16 protein-coding genes are annotated in these 18,170 nt (G+C 67.2%); 9 read left to right on the top strand and 7 right to left on the bottom strand.

Annotated elements, in window-relative coordinates:
• Positions 1 to 41 precede the first annotated feature (41 nt).
• Positions 42 to 824, bottom strand: a complete 783-nt coding sequence (locus BMY29_RS08705; protein WP_049989032.1) for an NAD(P)/FAD-dependent oxidoreductase — start codon at positions 822 to 824, stop codon at positions 42 to 44.
• A 123-nt stretch (positions 825 to 947) separates the two neighbouring features.
• On the opposite strand from BMY29_RS08705, the gene BMY29_RS08700 reads away from it, so the two are divergent.
• Positions 948 to 1,469: an SRPBCC family protein gene (locus tag BMY29_RS08700; protein WP_049989033.1), complete on the top strand. Its 522-nt coding sequence runs from the start codon at positions 948 to 950 to the stop codon at positions 1,467 to 1,469.
• Between the two features lie 136 nt (positions 1,470 to 1,605).
• On the top strand, positions 1,606 to 2,943 hold the full coding sequence (gene trkA / locus BMY29_RS08695) for a Trk system potassium transporter TrkA (protein ID WP_049989034.1): 1,338 nt from the start codon (positions 1,606 to 1,608) through the stop codon (positions 2,941 to 2,943).
• Here trkA and BMY29_RS08690 read toward each other — a convergent pair.
• Entirely contained in the window at positions 2,917 to 4,026 is a 1,110-nt protein-coding gene (locus tag BMY29_RS08690) for an NAD(P)/FAD-dependent oxidoreductase (RefSeq protein ID WP_049989035.1), read from the bottom strand. The genes trkA and BMY29_RS08690 overlap by 27 nt on opposite strands.
• Before the next feature lie 235 nt (positions 4,027 to 4,261).
• Here BMY29_RS08690 and BMY29_RS08685 point away from each other — a divergent pair, with 235 nt between their 5' ends.
• The 5 genes from BMY29_RS08685 to BMY29_RS08665 all read left to right on the top strand — a co-directional run bounded on the left by BMY29_RS08685 (position 4,262) and on the right by BMY29_RS08665 (position 9,191).
• Positions 4,262 to 4,981, top strand: coding sequence for a cupredoxin domain-containing protein (locus BMY29_RS08685; RefSeq protein WP_074854677.1), 720 nt, complete (start codon positions 4,262 to 4,264; stop codon positions 4,979 to 4,981).
• Between the two features lie 156 nt (positions 4,982 to 5,137).
• Positions 5,138 to 5,959: a prephenate dehydrogenase/arogenate dehydrogenase family protein gene (locus BMY29_RS08680; protein WP_049989037.1), complete on the top strand. Its 822-nt coding sequence runs from the start codon at positions 5,138 to 5,140 to the stop codon at positions 5,957 to 5,959.
• Positions 5,956 to 7,566: a small ribosomal subunit Rsm22 family protein gene (locus BMY29_RS08675; protein ID WP_049989038.1), complete on the top strand. Its 1,611-nt coding sequence runs from the start codon at positions 5,956 to 5,958 to the stop codon at positions 7,564 to 7,566. The genes BMY29_RS08680 and BMY29_RS08675 overlap by 4 nt, the downstream gene beginning before the upstream one ends.
• Positions 7,567 to 7,672: 106 nt before the next feature.
• Positions 7,673 to 8,470, top strand: coding sequence for a 5'/3'-nucleotidase SurE (gene surE, locus BMY29_RS08670; protein ID WP_049989039.1), 798 nt, complete (start codon positions 7,673 to 7,675; stop codon positions 8,468 to 8,470).
• Positions 8,471 to 8,798: 328 nt separating this feature from the next.
• The gene (locus BMY29_RS08665; protein ID WP_049989040.1) at positions 8,799 to 9,191 is read left to right on the top strand and encodes a helix-turn-helix transcriptional regulator; all 393 of its coding nucleotides are present in this window, start codon (positions 8,799 to 8,801) and stop codon (positions 9,189 to 9,191) included.
• 146 nt (positions 9,192 to 9,337) lie between these two features.
• On the opposite strand, the gene BMY29_RS08660 is transcribed toward BMY29_RS08665, so the two are convergent.
• A complete protein-coding gene (locus tag BMY29_RS08660) occupies positions 9,338 to 11,665 on the bottom strand; it encodes a cation:proton antiporter domain-containing protein (RefSeq protein ID WP_049989041.1) in 2,328 nt (775 codons plus the stop codon).
• A gap of 338 nt (positions 11,666 to 12,003) precedes the next feature.
• Between BMY29_RS08660 and BMY29_RS08650 the strand changes: the two genes are divergently transcribed.
• Both BMY29_RS08650 and BMY29_RS08645 read left to right on the top strand, forming a co-directional pair.
• Complete coding sequence (locus BMY29_RS08650) at positions 12,004 to 12,183, top strand: hypothetical protein (RefSeq protein ID WP_049989043.1); 180 nt, start codon at positions 12,004 to 12,006, stop codon at positions 12,181 to 12,183.
• A gap of 105 nt (positions 12,184 to 12,288) precedes the next feature.
• The gene (locus BMY29_RS08645; protein ID WP_049989044.1) at positions 12,289 to 12,480 is read left to right on the top strand and encodes a hypothetical protein; all 192 of its coding nucleotides are present in this window, start codon (positions 12,289 to 12,291) and stop codon (positions 12,478 to 12,480) included.
• A 91-nt stretch (positions 12,481 to 12,571) separates the two neighbouring features.
• Here the strand turns inward: BMY29_RS08645 and BMY29_RS08640 are convergent, their stop codons facing one another.
• The 4 genes from BMY29_RS08640 to BMY29_RS08625 all read right to left on the bottom strand — a co-directional run bounded on the left by BMY29_RS08640 (position 12,572) and on the right by BMY29_RS08625 (position 17,882).
• Positions 12,572 to 12,820, bottom strand: a complete 249-nt coding sequence (locus BMY29_RS08640; RefSeq protein ID WP_049989086.1) for a PRC-barrel domain-containing protein — start codon at positions 12,818 to 12,820, stop codon at positions 12,572 to 12,574.
• A 158-nt stretch (positions 12,821 to 12,978) separates the two neighbouring features.
• Positions 12,979 to 14,370 (bottom strand): GntP family permease, encoded by a 1,392-nt coding sequence (locus BMY29_RS08635; RefSeq protein ID WP_049989087.1) that lies wholly within the window; start codon positions 14,368 to 14,370, stop codon positions 12,979 to 12,981.
• A 269-nt stretch (positions 14,371 to 14,639) separates the two neighbouring features.
• A complete protein-coding gene (locus tag BMY29_RS08630) occupies positions 14,640 to 15,947 on the bottom strand; it encodes a DUF7405 family protein (protein WP_049989045.1) in 1,308 nt (435 codons plus the stop codon).
• Positions 15,948 to 15,959: 12 nt separating this feature from the next.
• Positions 15,960 to 17,882 carry a hypothetical protein gene (locus BMY29_RS08625; RefSeq protein ID WP_049989046.1) on the bottom strand — a complete coding sequence of 641 codons (1,923 nt, stop codon included), beginning with the start codon at positions 17,880 to 17,882 and terminating at the stop codon, positions 15,960 to 15,962.
• Positions 17,883 to 18,170 lie beyond the last annotated feature (288 nt).

Below are 18,170 nucleotides of genomic sequence, written 5' to 3'. Positions count from 1 at the left end.
CTCGCGATCGGCGATTCGATGCCGACGACGGGCGTCGGCGCTCAGTCCCGGTCGACGCTCGGATGCATCGTCGGCCGCTCGTCTACCGGCTCGGCGAACGCCTCGCGGATCGTCTCGCGGGCCTGGTCGTCGCGCTCGCGTCGCTCTTCGTCGTCGATCTCCTCGCAGCCAGGCGGCACCTCGCGGTCGCGGCCGGTGAAGTAGCCCTCCGGGGCGACCCAGTCGTGATAGAAGTTAATTTCGGAGTCGTGGATGACCGCGAGCCCGACCTTCGCGCCGTGGCCGGCCGCGACGATCGCCTGGTGGGGCTCGTCGGCGAGCCGGCCCGCGGCGTAGACGCCGGCGACGGCCGTCCGGCCGGCGTCGTCGACCGAGACGAAGTGTTTGCTGCCGCGTTGGGTCCGGCCGACGTCCAGCGGGACCAGATAGTCGCTGTCGGACCAGGAGGCGGCGATCAGCCGTCGGGCATCGAGCGGCTCGCCGCCCTCGGTTTCGAGGACGAACCCCTGCTCGAGGTCCGGCTGACCGCCGGGTTCACCGGCGTCTCGCGATCCCGACGGCACCGCGCTGTCGACCGGTTTGGCGCGCGTCACGCGGCCGAGTTCGAACTCCACGCCGGCGTTCCGGGCTTGCTCGCGCGTCAATTCTAGGTACCGGCGGGCGTCGACCCCGTCCGGGAAGCCGGGGTAGTTCTCGAGGCTGGCATTGCGCGCGAGGATGGACTCCCCGCCGTCGACGACGAGGGTGTCCAGACCCGCGCGGGCGGTGAAGATCGAGGCGGCCAGGCCGGCGACGCCGCCGCCGACGATGCAGACGTCTCGCATGGATGGGTCGTTGCCCGCGCGGGTATAGAAGGTTGCCGTCTCCCCGCTTCGCTTTGCGGTGCCGTCGGTGGCGGCGAGTGACGCGATGGAAATCCTTACTTCCGAACCCCCCGTACGACGGTCGTGGACAGAATTCTCCTCAGTACGGTTGCCCATCGGTCACCCGAGGAGGTCTTTCCGTACGTGCGGTCATTTACCGACTACCCGCGGTACACGGACCACCTAAAGGAGGTCCGCGTCGACGGCAACGGCGACGTCGGCTCCGTCTACGACCTCGAGTTGGCCTGGTGGAAGCTCAGCTACACCGCCCGGTCGAGAGTGACCGACATCGCGCCGCCCGAGTCCCTGCAGTGGCGCCTGGTCACCGATATCGACGCCCGCGGCGAGTGGCGCGTCGAACCGGAGCCCGACGCCGCGCCGGCGGACGCGGAGACGGCGAGCCGGATCTACTTCGAAGCGGTCTACGACCCGCACTCGGCTAACGAAGACGCGCTCTCGCTGCCGCGGTTCGTCTCCTTGGACTGGGTCGTCTCGAAGGTCGAACCCAAACTCCTCGGCGAGGCCCGCGAGGTCGTCGAGCGCCTGGTGGCGGACATCGAGGGGCGGCCCCGCGACGTCGAGTTGACGATCCACGAGATGCCCTGAGGTCGCGGGGGTGAGGCGTCTCGACGGCACGCCGTTCCTAATCAGGGCCAACCCACTTACCCGTCGACGGCGATCCACCTGTCATGAGCGGCAGTAGCGCCGATTTGAGTCCGCGAGTCCAGCGGGTGATCCGTCGGTGCGCGTGATCGTCGTCGGCGCGGGCGAAGTGGGATCGAACATCGCCGAGAGCCTCGACGACGACCACCACGTCGTCATCATCGACACGGACTCGGAGCGGATCGAGGCGGTCACCTACTCCCACGACGTGCTGGCGATCGAGGGCGACGGCACCTCGATTGGAACGCTCGAGGAGGCCGGCATCGAGGACGCGGACCTGGTCATCGCCAGCACCGACGTCGACGAGACCAACATCGTCGTCTGCGGGGCGGCGAAAGCCGTCGGCGCTCCGTTCACGATCGCCCGCATCAAGAAGACGAACCTGCTCCGGACCTGGGAGCAGTCGAAGGGCGCGTTCGGCGTCGACTTCATGGTCTGTACCGACCTCCAGACCGCCGCGGCGATCGTCCGGATCGCCGGCCTGCCCGGCGCTCGCGACGTCGACACCTTCGCGGGCGGGCTCGTACAGATGGCCGAATTCGAAGTCGAATCGGCCAGCCCCATCGCCGGCGAGACCGTCTCCGAGGCCGACCGCTACGAGTCGCTGACCTTCGCGGCCATCCTGCGCGGCGACGACATCATCGTCCCCCGCGGCGACACCGTCATCCGCGCGGGCGACGACGTCGTCGTCATCGGCTCCGAGGAGAGCGTTCGCGCGTTCGCGGGGTCGCTGACGCCCGCGCCGACCCTCGAGGAGGCCCGCGAGGTCGTCATCGTCGGGGGCAGCGAGATTGGCTACCAGACGGCCCGGCTCTTCGAGGAACAGGGTCTCGAACCGCGCTTGATCGAACGCGACAGCGATCGGGCCCGAGACCTGGCCGAGCGACTGCCGGGGACCCTGGTGCTGGAGAGCGATGCGACCGACATCGACTTTCTCGTGCGCGAGCACGTCGACGAATCCGACATCGTCGTCGCCGCCCTCGAGAGCGACGAGCGGAACCTGCTCGTCTCGCTGCTCGCCAAGCGGCTCGGCGTCGAGCGAACCATCGGCATCGTCGAGTCAGGCGAGTACGTCGACCTCTTCGAGACGGTGGGCATCGACATCGGCGTCAACCCACGCCTGGTCACCTCAGAAGAGATCACGCGGTTCACCCGCGAGCAACAGACCGAGAACGTCGCGATGCTCGAGTCCGACCGCGCGGAGGTCCTCGAGATCGAGATCGATTCCGATAGCGTGCTCTTCGAGACGCGCATTCAGGACGCGATCGCGGACCTCCCCGACGGCGTCGTCGTCGGCGCGATCACCCGCGCCGGGGAGCTGATCACGCCCCGGGGCGAGACGGTCGTCGAGGGCGGCGACCACGTGGTCGTCTTCGTCGATACCCGGGTGTTAGACGTGGTCACCGCGGCGCTGTGAGGATCCGAGGTCCGCGGCGTCGACGATCCGCTCGCCGGTTTCGAGCCCGTTCCGGAGCGCCGCGTGGAGCCGTCCCTCGCCGGCGACCCAGTCACCCAGACAGTACAGTCCCGCCCGCTCCACGCGCCGGACGGGTTCGTCGGCGACGCCGTCCTCGGGCAACGCGTCCCGCCACACCTGGTGGTCCGTCCAGTCGGGCTCGCGCAGGCGCTCGTCGCCCGCGAGGTCGGCGACCAGGCCCGCGAGCAGGCCGAGGGACGCGTCGACCGGCTCGTCGGCGCGGTCGACCGACCACTCGTGGTTGGCCTGGACGATCAGCAGCGACTCGCCGTCGGGGACGTGACCCGGCTTGCACTCCTCGCGGGCGACCCAGCCGACCTCGTGGTCCTTGTCTGCGTTAACCAGCGCGTAGTAGGGTCGCTCGAGTTCGAACGGATAGTGGAAGATCCCCGTCCAGATCGTCCGATACGGAACGGCCTCGGCGGCCGCGACGAGCGCCTCGCGGACGTCGGCGTCCCACTCGGCCAACCGCAACAGGTCGGCGGTCTGCGGCGCCGGCGGGTTCAGCAGGAGGACGTCGAAGGGGCCCCACCGCTGCCCGTCGGCGCCCTCGAGCCACCAGGCGGCCTCAGTCTCGCCCCTCTCACCGTCGCCGTCGGCGTCCCGACCCCGGATGACCGCCTCCACGCGCGTCTCCCGGTGGACGGTCGCGTCCGTGCGGTCGAACAGCCGCTTTGCGAGCTGGGTCAACCCGCGGCGGTACGTCCACTTGTGCTCGTCGCGGTCGTCGCCCGCCGAGACCCGTCCCTCCCGGTCGAACGTCCAGACCGGGCCGGCGACGTCGACCAGGCCGTCCGTATCCAGCGTCTCGGCTACCAGTTCGACGACCCGCTCGTCGTCCGTCTTGAGATAGTTCGCGCCGTAATCGTAGACGACGTCGTCGCGTCGCCGGGTCGCGGCGCGACCGCCGAGCCCGCCGGACTGCTCGAGGACCGTGATCGTCGCGCCGCCTGGCGCGTCGTCGAGGATGGTGGTCGCAGCGGCGGCGGCCGCGCCGGCGCCGACGACTCCGATTCGGGTCATGGTCGTCCGTCCGTGCCGAACCCTCAAGAATCCGGGTCCTCCCGGCGACGTCTCGAACCCGCCGGCGAACCGACGGTCAGACGAACGGAGCGGGGAGCAATCGAAGTAGCCGCGTGCCTCGGGCGAAGGAGGCCGATTGTATTCTAGGCGAACGCTACTGCATTTAAATTACGAGATCGTGTCATGCGATCCGTACGAACCCTTTTCTGCGACGGTGTTGGAGCTATCGTGAAAAATGATTGGACCAGACGTTCGTCGCCGCCGACTGTTGACTGCCGGGAGCGGTGTCCTCGCACTCGGACTCGCGGGCTGTCTCGGCGGGGACGAAACGGAGGCGGAGGAGGCACAGAACGGCACCGACGGCTCGGACGACGCCGGCGACCGGTCGGACGATCCCGACGGGGACGAGCACGGCGACCACGACCACTCGCCCGACCACGAGGTCGGGCAGCCGGTCTCCGAAATACAGGTCGGGATGGGGTCCAACGACGCGGGCCGGCACTTCATCCCCCACGTCGTTCACGTCGAGGTCGGCGGGACCGTCGAGTGGGTTCTGGAGAGCGGCACCCACGACACGATCGCATATCATCCGGATGCCTACGGCGATCAACAGCGGATCCCCGAGGACGCCGAGCCCTGGGAGAGCGGGTTGTTGAGCGACGACGGCGAGACCTTCGAGCGAACGTTCGACGTCGAAGGCGTCTACGACTACGCCTGTACGCCCCACGAGAAGGAGGGAATGGTCGGCACCGTCGTCGTCGGCTGGCCGGAGCCGGACGGTCAACCCGGGTTGGAGCCGCCCGCCGACGAGCGCCCCGACGCCGCCATCGAGCAACTCGAGCGGTACAACGAACAGGTCCGCGACGCGCTCGAGGCGGGTCCCGACGGACAGGTGGGGGACGATCACGGCGACGGCGGCCACGGCGACGACGGCCACGACGATCACGACCACTGAGGGCCGCGACTCGCGCAGTGGGTCAGATCCCATCCCTGCCCCAGTTTCCAATTCCTCGTTCCTCGCTCCCACGACCCCGACGTTTCGGACGCGCGGAGAGTCGCGCGAGCCGGCGGATCGAACGGCTTTTGCGACGTCGGCAGGTAGGGGCGGGCGATGGACGTACTGATCGTCGGCGCGGGGTCGATGGGGACCTGGTTCGGGGACGCGATCGACGCCCGGGTCGCGTTCGCCGACGTCGACGACGACGCCGCGGTCGCCGCGGCCGACGCTATCGGGGGCGAAGTCGCCGACCTCGAGGGAGACGCCGGGTACGACGTCGTCTGCCTGGCGGTCCCGATGACCCACGTGACCGAGGCGATCGCCGACCAGGCCGACCGGGCCGAGCGGGGGATCGTCGACGTCTCGGGCGTAATGGAACCCGCGATCGAAGCGATGGAACGACACGCGCCGGCGCTGGAACGGGTGAGCCTCCACCCGTTGTTCGCACCGGAACGCGCACCCGGTTCGATCGCCGTCGTTCGCGACCGGTCGGGCCAGGCGACCGACGACCTGCTGGCGGCGCTGGAAGCTCGCGGGAACGACCTGCTGGAGACGACGGCCGCGGAGCACGACCGGGCGATGGAGACGATCCAGGCGGCGACCCACGCCGCGCTCCTCTCCTTTGCCCTCGCGGCGGAGTCGGTTCCCGAGGGATTCGAGACGCCGATCTACGCGGACCTGCGGCGGCTCGCCCGTCAGGTGACCGAGGGAACGCCGCGGGTCTACGCCGACATCCAGGCGACTTTCGACGGCGCGGACGCGGTCGCCGACGCCGCGGCCGACATCGCCGCCGCCGACGCCGCGGAACTCGAGTCGCTGTACCGGGAGGCGGCGGCGAACTGGCACGGCGGTGACGACCGGCGCGACGGCAGCGGCGAAGGCAGAGACGGACACGAAAACGGAACCGAGAACGCGAACGGAGGCGACCCACCATGACCGATCAACGCGAAGCCGTCCGCTCGAACGCGAAGTACCTGCGCAACGTCCGGCCGATCGATCCTGACGAGATCTGCGAGTACGTCGCGGGGAGCCCACATCCCGCGGTCGTCAAACAGATACTCCGCGAGGAGGCCGCCGACCTCGGGCTCGTCGAGCGCGAGGACGGCACGTTCGTCCCCGTCGACGACGAGCCGGTCCGGCCTCGGCGGGGCCCGGTCGAGCGGTTCCCCGCCGACTACGAGCGCCGTCTCGAGGACCTGCTCGCCGATCGCTACGGCCCGACCTGGTACGACGGGGCGTCGGGGGACCTGCTCCGGTCGACGATCCGCCGGTTCAAATCGCGCTACCTCGAGCGGCGGCCGGTCGAGTACGACGATGATGTCGCGGCGGGCTACGCGATCTACCACCTGCCGGCCTACTATGCGGCGGTCCAGTACGCGCTCGACGACCTGGCCGAGCGGGAACTGCTGGGCCGGAACCTCCGCGTGCTCGACGTCGGCGCGGGTGTCGGCGGCCCCGCGCTCGGGCTCTGTGATTACCTTCCCGACGGGTCGCTGCTGGAGTACCACGCGATCGAGCCCAGCGCGGCCGCCGACGTGCTCGAGGAGTTGCTCGCGGAGACGGGCCGGAACGTCCATACGACGATCCACCGGACGACCGCGGAGGCGTTCGATCCGGCTACTGCGATCGGCGCCGACGGCGCCGACGGGTTCGATCCCACGGCCCCGGACGACGGCTTCGACCTGGTCCTCGCCTGTAACGTGCTGAGCGAACTCGACGACCCCGTCGCGGTCACGCGCTCGTACCTCGAGACGCTCGCCCCCGACGGGACGCTGCTGGCGATGGCGCCCGCGGACAAGAACACCAGTGTCCAACTGCGCGAGGTCGAGCGCGACGTCGAAGACGACCGACTGTGGGTCCCGAGCGAGGTGCCTGCCGCGAGCGGCGACGACAACGGAAACGGAGACGGAAACGAGGGCGCGGAGACCGACGACGAACCCGACGCGACCGCCCGAAGGCGCGGCCAAGTGACCGTCTACGGCCCTCCCGTCCGGCTCTGGCCAGGCGAAACGCCCTCGGACCGAGGCTGGTCGTTCGACGTTCGGCCGGACCTGGCCGTGCCGGGATTCCAGCGGCAACTCGACGAGGCCGCACCGGCCGACGACGAGGACCACGCGCCTGGCGAGTTCGTCAACGTCGACGTCCAATTTTCCTACTCGCTGCTCCGACTCGACGGCCGTCGGCGCGTCGATATCGACCTCGAGACCAGCGACTGGGCGAAGATGGCCGAGATGGAACGCCACGTCACCAATCGGATCGACCTGGTGGCGGCGAAGCTCAGCCGGTCGCTGAACGACGGCGACGGGAGCGGAGACGACGGTCGCGGCGGGCGATCGAACCCCCTATTCAAGATCAGTGACGGCAGCGAGGCGATCGACCACTACGCCGTCCTCACGAAGGAGACGTCGCTCAACCGACCGCTGCTCGAGGCCGACTACGGCGAGGTCTGTTCGTTCGAGCAGATCCTCGCGCTCTGGAACGACGACGAGGAGGCGTACAATCTGGTCGTCGACGAGGAGACGATCGTCGATCGGATCGGCTGAGAGCGAATCGACGACGGAATCGGAGTCCGAGACCCGCCACGGCCGGGTCGTCCCCGCCGCGCGCAGAAGCGGTGGGCTTTTCGCGCCGCCGCCCGACCGGCGTGACATGAGCGACGACCGCGAGATCCTGTTGACCAACGACGACGGGATCGACAGCACCGGTATCAGGGCGTTGTACGATGCCCTCTCCGAGCACGCCAACGTCACCGTCGTCGCCCCGGCCGACGACCGCAGCGCCTGCGGCCGGTCGCTCTCCCACGAGGTCGAGGTCGACGAGCACGAACTCGGCTTCGCGGTCCACGGCACCCCCGCCGACTGCGTCGTCGCCGGCCTGGCGGAACTCGGTCCCTACCCGGACCTGGTCGTCGCGGGCTGTAACAAGGGCGCGAACCTCGGCGAGTACGTGCTGGGGCGGTCGGGAACGATCAGCGCGGCCGTCGAGGCGGCCTTCTTCGACGTGCCCGCGATCGCGACGTCGCTGTACGTGCCAGTCGACGACACGCCGTTCGCGGAGATCGAACTGACGCCGGCCGACTACGCCGAAGCGACTCGCGTGACGACGTATCTCGCCGAGCGCGCGCTCGACGCGGGCGTCTTCGAGCACGCGGCCTACCTCAACGTCAACGTGCCGCTGCCGGACGGCGAGCCCGCGCCGATCGAGATCACGCGTCCGTCGAAACGCTACGAGATGGACGCGGAGCGCGACGGCGGTCACGTCTCCCTCCACGACCGGGTCTGGGACGATATGACTCCCGACTCGCTACCCGATCCGGCGGGAACCGACCGGCGAGCCGTCGTCGAGGGGCGGATCAGCGTTTCGCCGTTGACCGCGCCCCACTCGACGAACCACCACGAGGCGCTCGACTCGCTCGCCGACGCGTATCTCGAGAGAGACCGGTGCTGACGGAACCGCCGGTGCGGTCGCTCGCTTTGCGGTCGCAGCGCCGAGCGGAGTGCGATCGAACCGGGTTCGCGGGAAATCGGTGTCTACCGCCGTTCTCGCGTCTGCGGTCGGCGCTCGCGGACCGACGTCGGTTCGTTGGTCGGCGAGCCTGTCGGTCGCCGAAAGTGATAACTGACTTGCGACCCGCAAGGTGGTCGCTATTCGATGGCGGCACCGTCACGATAGTCACGCCATAACTGACGGTTCGCAGTCGTGTAACGCATGGAGCATAAAATCAAGGTAGGTGGGCGTTCAAGCTGTGACAGTCCCAACGGAGCGTGAACAACACATGGTATTCAGTACACTCTGGACTCGCCTCTCGTCTCTCTGGAGCGATTCGGCCGACGAGTCCCTCTCGGGCGAGTCCGGGGCAACGACCGACGAACCGGACGAGGAACGCGAGGACGAAACGTTAAGCTACGCCGAAGAGATCGAGTACGGCGTCGACGAACGGGAGCTGCGAGACGAGGACAAGGTTCTCAGGCTACTCGTCAAACGCGGCGGCCGCGTCGATCAATCGACCGTCTGCGAGGAGACTGGCTGGTCCCAAGACCGACTCGAGGACGTCATCGATCGGATGGAGGACGACAACCAGATCAGCGCGATCACCGTGGGGCGAAAGCGCGTGATCTGCCGGCGTGGATTCGAACCCAAAGGATATCGATCTCATCTCAACGAATAGTCAAGCGACCGACTCGATAGCTGGCGACCGACGATGTTCTCTCTGCCGTGACTGACGGAACGACAGGGTCACGACCGCCGTAACGTACGAGCGCCAGCTGTCGGGTAGCTGGCGGTAATTCGCGCGGCCGATCCGCCACCGTCCGCTCACATCGACGCGAGCACCGCGACGGGACAGGCGGCGTGTTTGAACACGTATTCGACGCGGTGACCGAAGAACGCGCGACCGGTGAGCGGGCGGAGGCTACTGCCGAGGAGGACGAGGTCGTACGCTTCCGTCCGAGTGAGCGCCGTCAACTCCTTCTCCGGCTCCCGCTCGCCGACGATCACATTCGTGTCGACCGCCACGCCGAGCTGGCGACCGGGCGCCGCCTCTTCCTCGACGATTCGCTCGCCGAGACGCACCCCCGATTCCACGCCCGGTCGATCGACGAACACGTCGTCCACCTGCGGGGGAGCGACGACGTGGACGACATCGACGACCGCGTCCTGATCGCGCGCGATGGTGTAGGCCACCTCAGCGGCGTGGTGGTTGTACTCGGCGCCGACGGTCGGTAAGAGGATGCGCCGTACGGAGCGGTCGTCCCCGCTCCGCGCGCCCGCCTCGTCGCGGTTCGTGCTCGCGACCAGCACCGGGCACGGAGCGTCGCGAATGATCTCGTCGATGGTTGCGCTGAACAACGGGGCGTCGGCGCGGGTCCCACGCTCTGACGCGCCGAGTACCAGCATATCGTAGCCCTCTCCGGCCTCCCGAATCACCGTGTCCTTCGCGCTCGTTCGTTCCGCCCGAACGATGGACCTGGTCTGCGAGCGCGGGAGATCGAGTCGGCGTTCCATCAGCTCCCGGCAGCGATCCGCCCTCTCGCGACGCGAGTCGTCGCCGCCGTTGGCGTCGACCCGGCCGTCTCGACCGGCGGGTCCGTTCCCGTCAGGGTTTCTATCGTTCGGCGCCGTCCCGCCGTCACCGCGGGCCGCCCTCGTCCGCCTCCCGAACAGCGATCGGAGTGGAGCCAGCGCACCGCGTTCGCCACCGTCGCCGCGCTCGAGGTACATGCTCGTCACCTCGATCCCCTGACCGCGGCTCAGCGATCCGGCCAACCGGGCGGCAAACTGCGAATCGGTACTGCAGCGAGTCGGCAACAGGACCGTCGTGAGCCCGCCGACGAAGCTCCGTCGCTGCTGGCCCTCCAGTTCGAGCCGCCGTCGCTCGTCGTCGGTCATCTCGATCTTCGGGATCGACCAGCGCATGATCGCGGGCGCCATCAGCGACGTGACGATCGCGACCATGACGATGATGCTGTACATGTCCGACGTCAAGATCCCCAGTCCGAGCCCGATCGTCGCGACGATGATCTCCATCGCGCCGCGGGCGTTCATCCCGCCGCCGATCGTGATCCCCTCCCAGCGGGAGAGGCCGGCCAGGCGCGCGGCGCCCACGATGCCGGCGAACTTCCCGAAGCACGCGACTCCCAGCACGATGAGCCCGACCGCGAGCACCGTCGGATCCGCCAGGCTCGCGACGTCCATCCGCAGGCCGGCGATGGCGAAGAAGATCGGCGCGAAGACGCCGAGAGTCATCACTTCGAACGTGTGACGCAGGTGGTAGTCGAAGCGCTTGACCTGGCCGACGAGGATGCCGACGACGAACGCGCCGAGGATCGCCTCGAGACCCATGTACTGCGTGATCGCTCCGACGCTGAGGGCGAGGACCATCAGCGCGGTTATCATCGACGCCTCGCCGCCGATGACGTTGTCTACCCACCGCACGATCTCGCTGACGAGGCGCCGGCCGACGGTGAACGCGACCCCGAGGAAGACGACGACCGAGAGGATCGTCGTCACCGCCGCGTTCACGTCGACGACGCCGCTTCGCGCGAGCCCGGCGACGGTCGCGAGCAGGATCCAGCCGAGCGTGTCGTCGACCATTCCCGCAGCGAGGATGAGCTGGCCGATGTCCCGACGGATCACGTCGAGTTCGATGAGCACCTTCGCGATCACCGGAATCGCGGAGATGCTCATCGCCGTCGCGATGAACAGGCTGAACACGAGCCGCTGTTCGGGCGCGGCGATGAATTCCACCGGGAGAATCCAGCCCAACCCGAAGCCGGTCGCGAACGGGACGAGGATACCTCCGAGCGAGAGGATGATCGCCGTCCGTCCCTTACTGACGATGAGATCGATATCGGTCTCGAGGCCGGTGACGACGAGGAGCATGATCAGCCCGATCCACGACACGATCTCCAGCAAGTGAAACTGGGCCGGGGAGACCTCGAAGAGACCGGCGTAGAGCCCCGGCGCGACGACGCCGAGAATGGACGGCCCGAGGACGACGCCGGCGAGGAGTTCGCCGACGACGGCGGGTTGCCCGATCGAACTGAACGCTTCGCCCAGCGCTCGCGCGACGAACAGCAACACCGCGAGCTGGGCGACGACCAGGAACAGTTCGTGGTGGCCGAGCGGCTCGATGACCGTCATCCGACCCCACCGCCGGCACGGACCGCCCGATCGCAGTCACCGTCGCCCGGTTCGGCGGCGCTCGGTGCGGTCCGGAAGCCGCAGTCGACGGTCGCCGAGCCGATTCTCGGTTCGAACGAGTGCGGTCGGTATCTCCCTCGATCGGCTGACGGTCGTCGACCGACGAGGCGAGTGAACGCGGCGAGAAACATCGTTTCTTCCATACCCGAACCGACGTCACGAGAGGGTAATAGACGGCGGCTTTCCCCTGAAAAGAGGGGGCTCACAGCGGGCCGGGATACCGGCCCATTCCCGGCCCAATTTTATGCGACGCGTGGGCGTAGCCCCGACCGATTCCGATGGATTTCACGATCGAGGACGCCCGGGTCGTGGTCGATTACGAGGGAACCGACTACGCGTTCGAAGTCGTCGGCGACAACGAACTCACGTACGCCGACACGAGCGCGCCCGAAGCGGCGGTTCCCGACGAAGTACTCGAGGAACTCGAAGCACGGGGGTATATCGTTCATCCGGAATGAACCCTTCTCAGGGAGTCTTGTTTCCTCTCGTGCGATGTCAGAGCATCGCGAACCGTTCCCAAGTGGAAAGTTTCATTCCCGAGTTTTGTGATTTCTCGGGTGGGGATGGCACATAAAGACGATGTCACGAGAGTGCTCGCAGCGTGTACAGCCTGTGGATCCGTCTACGCGGCGCGACAGTGGCCGGACGGCGAGATCCGAATCATCGGTCAGGAGGGCTGCTCCTGCGGCTCGACCGATTTCGAACTCGTCGAAGAGTCCGAGGGCGATTCGACTGGAGACGCGGCCAGCGAGTAAGCGCGTCGACGGTCGGCGTCAGTAAAATCGCGGCGCGGGTTCGCTCTCGCCGACCGGCCAGGCGACCGAAACTCGCGGGCGCGACGGGCGCCTACTCGCGGTAACGGACGATAATCTGATCGTTGACCGTCGTGACCCGATTGACGGGGATCCGCAGTCGACCGTCGTCGTCGGTCCGGACGCTGCTCGACGTCGAGAATCGGCTTCCGGGGTCGACGACGAGGGACTGGAGCGCACCGGATTCGACGTCCATCGTGATGTTGTACAGCGTCCCGAACACGGTGCCGTCGGTGCCGACGATCGACTTGCCGACGAGGCTCTGCGTTAACAGCTCGCTCATATCGCGGGCCATCACGTACCGATATTAAATAGTACCGGTCGGTTGAATTTCGCGACTTCTAACGTGGGCAAATCCAGGTCGGGTCACCGGTCGTCGGCGGTGCGCTATCGCCAGTGTCGATGCGATCGACGGCGGCGAGCAGGTGAGCCGGGACGATCTCAGGCGAGCGGGAGGACCGTCGAGAGAACGAGCGTGCTGAGTAGGCCGACGATCCCGATCAGAATCGTCGCCACGGTCCACGTTTTGAGCGTCTCTGCCTGCGTGAGTCCGCCGATCTCCTTGACGATCCAGAAGCCGCTGTCGTTGTACCACGAACAGAAGGTTGCGCCCGCCCCGATCACCATGACGAGGTAGGCCGCGTTGACCGTCAATTCGCCCGTAAACGGCGCCATAATCCCGGCCGTGGTGACGATCGCGACGGTCGCCGATCCCTGAACGACGCGGACGCCGGCGGCGATCACCCACGCCGTCACGAGCAGCCCCAGCCCGACGTTTTCCAGCCCGCCCGCGATGTACTCGCCGACGCCCGCTTCGGCGAGCATCGCGCCGAACGCGCCGCCGGCGGCGGTGATCGCCGCGATGTTCCCGCCGCTTTTGAGCGCGTCCGTGAGTTCGTCGGAGAACTCCTCGTCGCCGAACTCGCTCACGCGGTAGAACGTGTATGCCGCCGACAGCGCGGCGATCGTCAGCGCGAAGTTCGGATCGCCGACGTAGCCGGTGAAGGCCGCCGCCGCCGAGTCCTCGCCGACGAACGTTTCGACGAAGGTGTTCGAAGCGACGAGGAGGACCGCTAGGAGGATCGGGAGCAGGGACTCGAACAACCCCGGCAGGGCGCTGGTCGGGGTATCGACCTTCTCCTGGACTTCCTCGACCGTGGTCCCCATCGCGTCGCGAAGGGGAATGTTGAGTCGCCGATTGATCCAGTAGCCGTAGCCTAGGCCGGCGATAATCGCGGTCGGGGCGGCGGTCAGGACGCCGATAACGATCGTGGTGCCGATGTTGGCGTCGAGTTCGTTCGCCGCGAGCAGCGGGCCAGGCGTCGGCGGGACGAACCCGTGGGTGACGGCCCCGGCGGCACCCACGGCGACGATGAACAGCGTGTAATCGGCGCCCGTCCGGGAGCGGGCCGCTCGCGCGAGCGGCGCGAGCAGGTAGAACACGTTGTCGAAGAACACCGGGATCGCGATCACGAAGCTGCTGCCGAACAGCGAGAATTCGGTTCGCTCCTGTCCGAAGAGCGCGGTGAACCCGCGGACGATCCGGTCCGCGGCGCCGCTCTCGATCATCGCCTTTCCGATGACCGCCGCCATCAGGATCGGGATCCCGATCCCGGCCATTCCGTCGCCGAACGCGCCGGCGTACTCCCCCGGAACCTCGGGGAAGGGGATCGCGGGCGTGACGGTGCCGACGGCAAACCCCGAGAGGACGAGCGCGACGAACGGTGGCAGATCGAGGACGATCAGGAGAAACACGATCGCTGCGACGCCAATTACGAGCGAAACGACCGGCGCCAGGCCCCCCAGCTGCAGCGGCATGTGGCCGAATGTCATGGCGGGCATGCGACAAAAGTACAGTTAAATTCAGGGGGCTGTTTGCGAGCTAACGATACCGTACGAACGGTCTCCACCGAACAAATTGCAGGGGCCACGTCGATGGCGGTGGTGACGGATGGGATCCTCGACTGGTCGTCCCGGAAGTGAAAGCGTCCCTCCGACGCTCGTCGACCGTCGTCGCGCCGCGACCGAAATCGGTCGCCGTCCGCTCCTCAGAAACGGTTCGGTAGCGAGGTGGACTCGGCGAGGATTCCGTCCGCTGCCGCTCACGGCTCGGGGGCGGGCGTCGGGAGCGCCCGATGCGCCCGCGGCGGCACGAGGTAGCTTCCCCACCGTCGGACTCGGAGATACTGGAGGATCCCGTTACTTTGGCGCGGCCCGAGCCCGTACCGGCCGAACTCCTCGCCGACCATCGCCTCCCTCACGCGGGTGAACTCACCGATCTCCCGCTGCAGGGAGAGAAAGTGGAGCCCGGCGGCGTCGCCGTCGGTCGTGTTGACGTCCCGCCGGAGCAACACCGGCTCGCCGTCCTCGCGCGCTCGAGCGAGTTTTTGGGCGTGCCCCACGACGCCGTCCTTCCGGGCGTGTTCGTGGATCGCGTCGGTGACCGCGTCGACGCCGGTTTCGGCCCCGAGGCGTTCGCCGTACTCGCCGACCGCCCCTCGCTCGGCGTGCTCGGGACTGAACAGCCGTGCGACGCGCTGCTCGTGGTCGCTCTCTTCGAACCAGACGTCAAGGTCGAGTTCGAGGGTCTCGAAGTGTTGCGTCGCTCCGCCGGCAAAGGGTCCCTCCTGAATCGTGACCCGATCTTCGGTCGCCTGGCTCTCTCGGAAGCCCGACCGGAAGCCCATGAAGAACGGGGCCGCGTCGGGCACCGGCTCGCCCTCGGGGATTCCCTCGAGACCGTCCTGTCGGTCGGCCGGAAGGCCCGGACCGACGAAGCCGGTTCGACGGGTCGATCGCTCGAAGACCGCGTCGAGCGTCGCCGACAGCGATCGGCCGTTGAGCCGGCCACGCTCGCCGAACAGGGCCGCTTCGACGGCGAGCACCACGGCGGCGTCGTCGCTCGCAAGGTGTACCAGCGCGTCGTTCGTATCAACCGTTGCGTTGCTTTCGACGGCGAGGACGACGATCGGATCCGGCTCCGGAAGGTCGACGGCGTCGTCGAGCGACGCGTCGAATCGGTCGAAGTACGCCGGGGTATAGCCGATCGTAAAGAGGACCCCGTCCCCGCTCCACTCGAGGGCCTGCTCGACCTCGCGCAGCGCCGTTGCCACGGTCTCCCGAGCCGCGGCGTCCGGTTCGCTCGTCAGCGACAGGCCGAGGAAGACGTGGTGGGCGGGCGGTCTAACGTTTCCGTCTCCATCCCTCGGCAACGCGTCGTTCCAGGCGTGCTGTCGGTCGGGAAGCGAGGCGGGCTCTGCCACGCCCGACGGAGCGTCCAGCGACGATTCATCGTCGAGGCAGGCCGCGAGCGCGGCGCTTCCGCCGCTCGCAACCGCCGCGCGTAGGAACGCTCTCCGCGAGGGTTTCGCCGTCACACGAGCGTTCTCGCGGTCGTCGATCGGAGGCATCGTCGATCGCTCTCAGTACCCGGACAGCGTCAGCTGTGCCGACGTAACGAAGTTTGCCGTCCCCGTGGGGTGGGGCACCTGACTCGTCGCCCCGACCATGAGCAGCCAGACGATGACCCGCTCTCCCTGCACGGCCTGGCCATCGACGTACTGCGCCGGATGAGCGAGGCTCGACGGCGTCTCCTCGTCCTCGCGTCGGTGGGCAGGATACTCGCCTGGCCCGATCTCCGTCTCGTCTCGGCGAACCACGACGAGTTCCATGTCGTCGTCGAGGGGCACGTCGACCGTCTCCGGCCCGTCGGGATTGCTGAACCGGGCGATCATTCCCGCTTCGGCTTCGAGGTAGAACTCCTCCTCGGGCGTCGTCCACTCGTCACCGTCGAAGAGTTCGACCGCCACACCGTCCTCGGTACCAGGCGTCACGTCGATCGCCTGGGTCGCGGTGTAGTGTTGGACGACAGGCTCCTCGTAGGAGCCGGATTCCCCGTACGTGTCGGCGTTCTCGCGAATCTTCTGGACGAACAGGTTGACGTAGCCCGGACCGGTCCGCCGGAAGATCGGAGAGAAGACGCCGTCCTCGTAGAACTCGTAGGCGATATCGTAGTTGTAGGGACCGAAACGGAATCCGGTGTGAAAATCGACGCTCCCTCGTCCGACCGCGCCGGTGTGAAAGTGGCTCTTCAGCTGGAACCCGCTCGGAGTGGCGCCGCGGGCCGGGAAGTCGAGCTTTCCGATCAGTCCCGGTCCGCCGGTGGCCCGTCCGTGAACGTCCCAGAAGAAGAGATCGCCGTTGAACACCGTGTCCCCGTCCGGAAAGTACCAGTCGAACGTGTTCCGCCCCTCTCGCGGCGGCAAGTAGTAGCCCGTGAGCGTGATCGGCGCGTTCATCGCTTCGAAGACCGGGCTGTCACGGTACGACGCCGAGAGGGTCACGCCCTGATAGTTGGCGGGCTCCCACTCGATGGTCCAGTCGTCCTGATCGAAGGACTCGTCTGGCGGTTCGATCCGGTGATAGCCATCGTTCGCCGTGTAGTAGGGGCGGTGTTCGGGCGGAACGTCCGGGAGGGAGTCCACCACCGAATTGGCGGCTGGTTCGATCGTTTCGGCGATCTCGGTGGGCGGATACTCCACGGCGTTATTGAGGATGGACACGGAGATGATCTCCGGATTCTCCGGATCGGAGCCGTCGACGAACGCGTTGATGATCCGAACCGCCCCGTCGTCTTTTACGTACATCACCGTGGTCGCTCCGTTGCCGTGGCGCAGGTCCGCCTGGCCGAGACCGGTAAATCCTCCGCCCGAACCCTTCCAGGAGGGGTACCACTCTCGCTCGGACATGTCCCCGAAGGCGTCTCGGACCGGCTCGGTCTCGTGGATCAGTTGTCCGATCGCCATCTCGTAGGCGTTTTGCGTTTTCGTCCAGCCAACGTCTTGGGGCTCGGTGATTTCGAGAGCGACGATTTCGTCGCGGTGGCGGTCGATCAATCCGTAGACGGTTTGCCGATTTTCCGCCGTGATCTCGAATTCGGCCGTGTCACCGTCGGGGAAGCCCCGTTCCTCGATGGACAGCGAGGTCGGCCCCTGCAGGCTGATCGTCTCCAAGTGGTTTGTCATGACCTCGTACGCCTCGAAGCTCGCGATCCAGTCGCTAACGAGGTCGTTAACCGCCGGGTCCGTCAGAAGGATCTCGATCGCCCGTCGCTTCCGAGAGGCGTGTAGCTGCGCGTAGTTCTCGTTGTCGAACTGGCGCACGGATGCGAAGTCGGCGGTCTCCATCCGTAGTTCGGGGATCTCGCCCGCGGACGGTTCAGCGTTCGTCTCCGGCCCGTCCGTCGAATCTTCGAAAAAACCCCCGCAGCCTGCGACGGCCGCGGAGCCGCCGCTGACCGCGGCTAATTTCAAATATTTCCGTCTCAGGATATCGCTACCGGCCATTTCTATCCGAACGAATTTTGGCAGCATAGAAAAGCCTATGCGTGATTGTCGAATGCGTACACGAGATAGAACGTATATAGGGAGCGCTCTCGAAATTGTGTGCTCGTCGCGACCGAACGTCGGCTGGCCGCTGAATGGATCTCTCGGTCACTATACCACCGGAATTACTGCGTCGACCTCGTAGCCGACCTTCGAAACGACTCGATCGACCAGGGACGGCGTGCAATCGACGTGGTGGCCAGACTGAGAGTACCGCGCTCGAAGTATCGATACGACTACTCGAACGCC

Origin of the sequence: Natrinema salifodinae (genome assembly GCF_900110455.1) — an archaeon.
GTDB lineage: Archaea > Halobacteriota > Halobacteria > Halobacteriales > Natrialbaceae > Natrinema > Natrinema salifodinae.
Note: the sequence above shows the minus strand (reverse complement) of the source record. Positions and strands in the feature narration are given on the sequence as shown.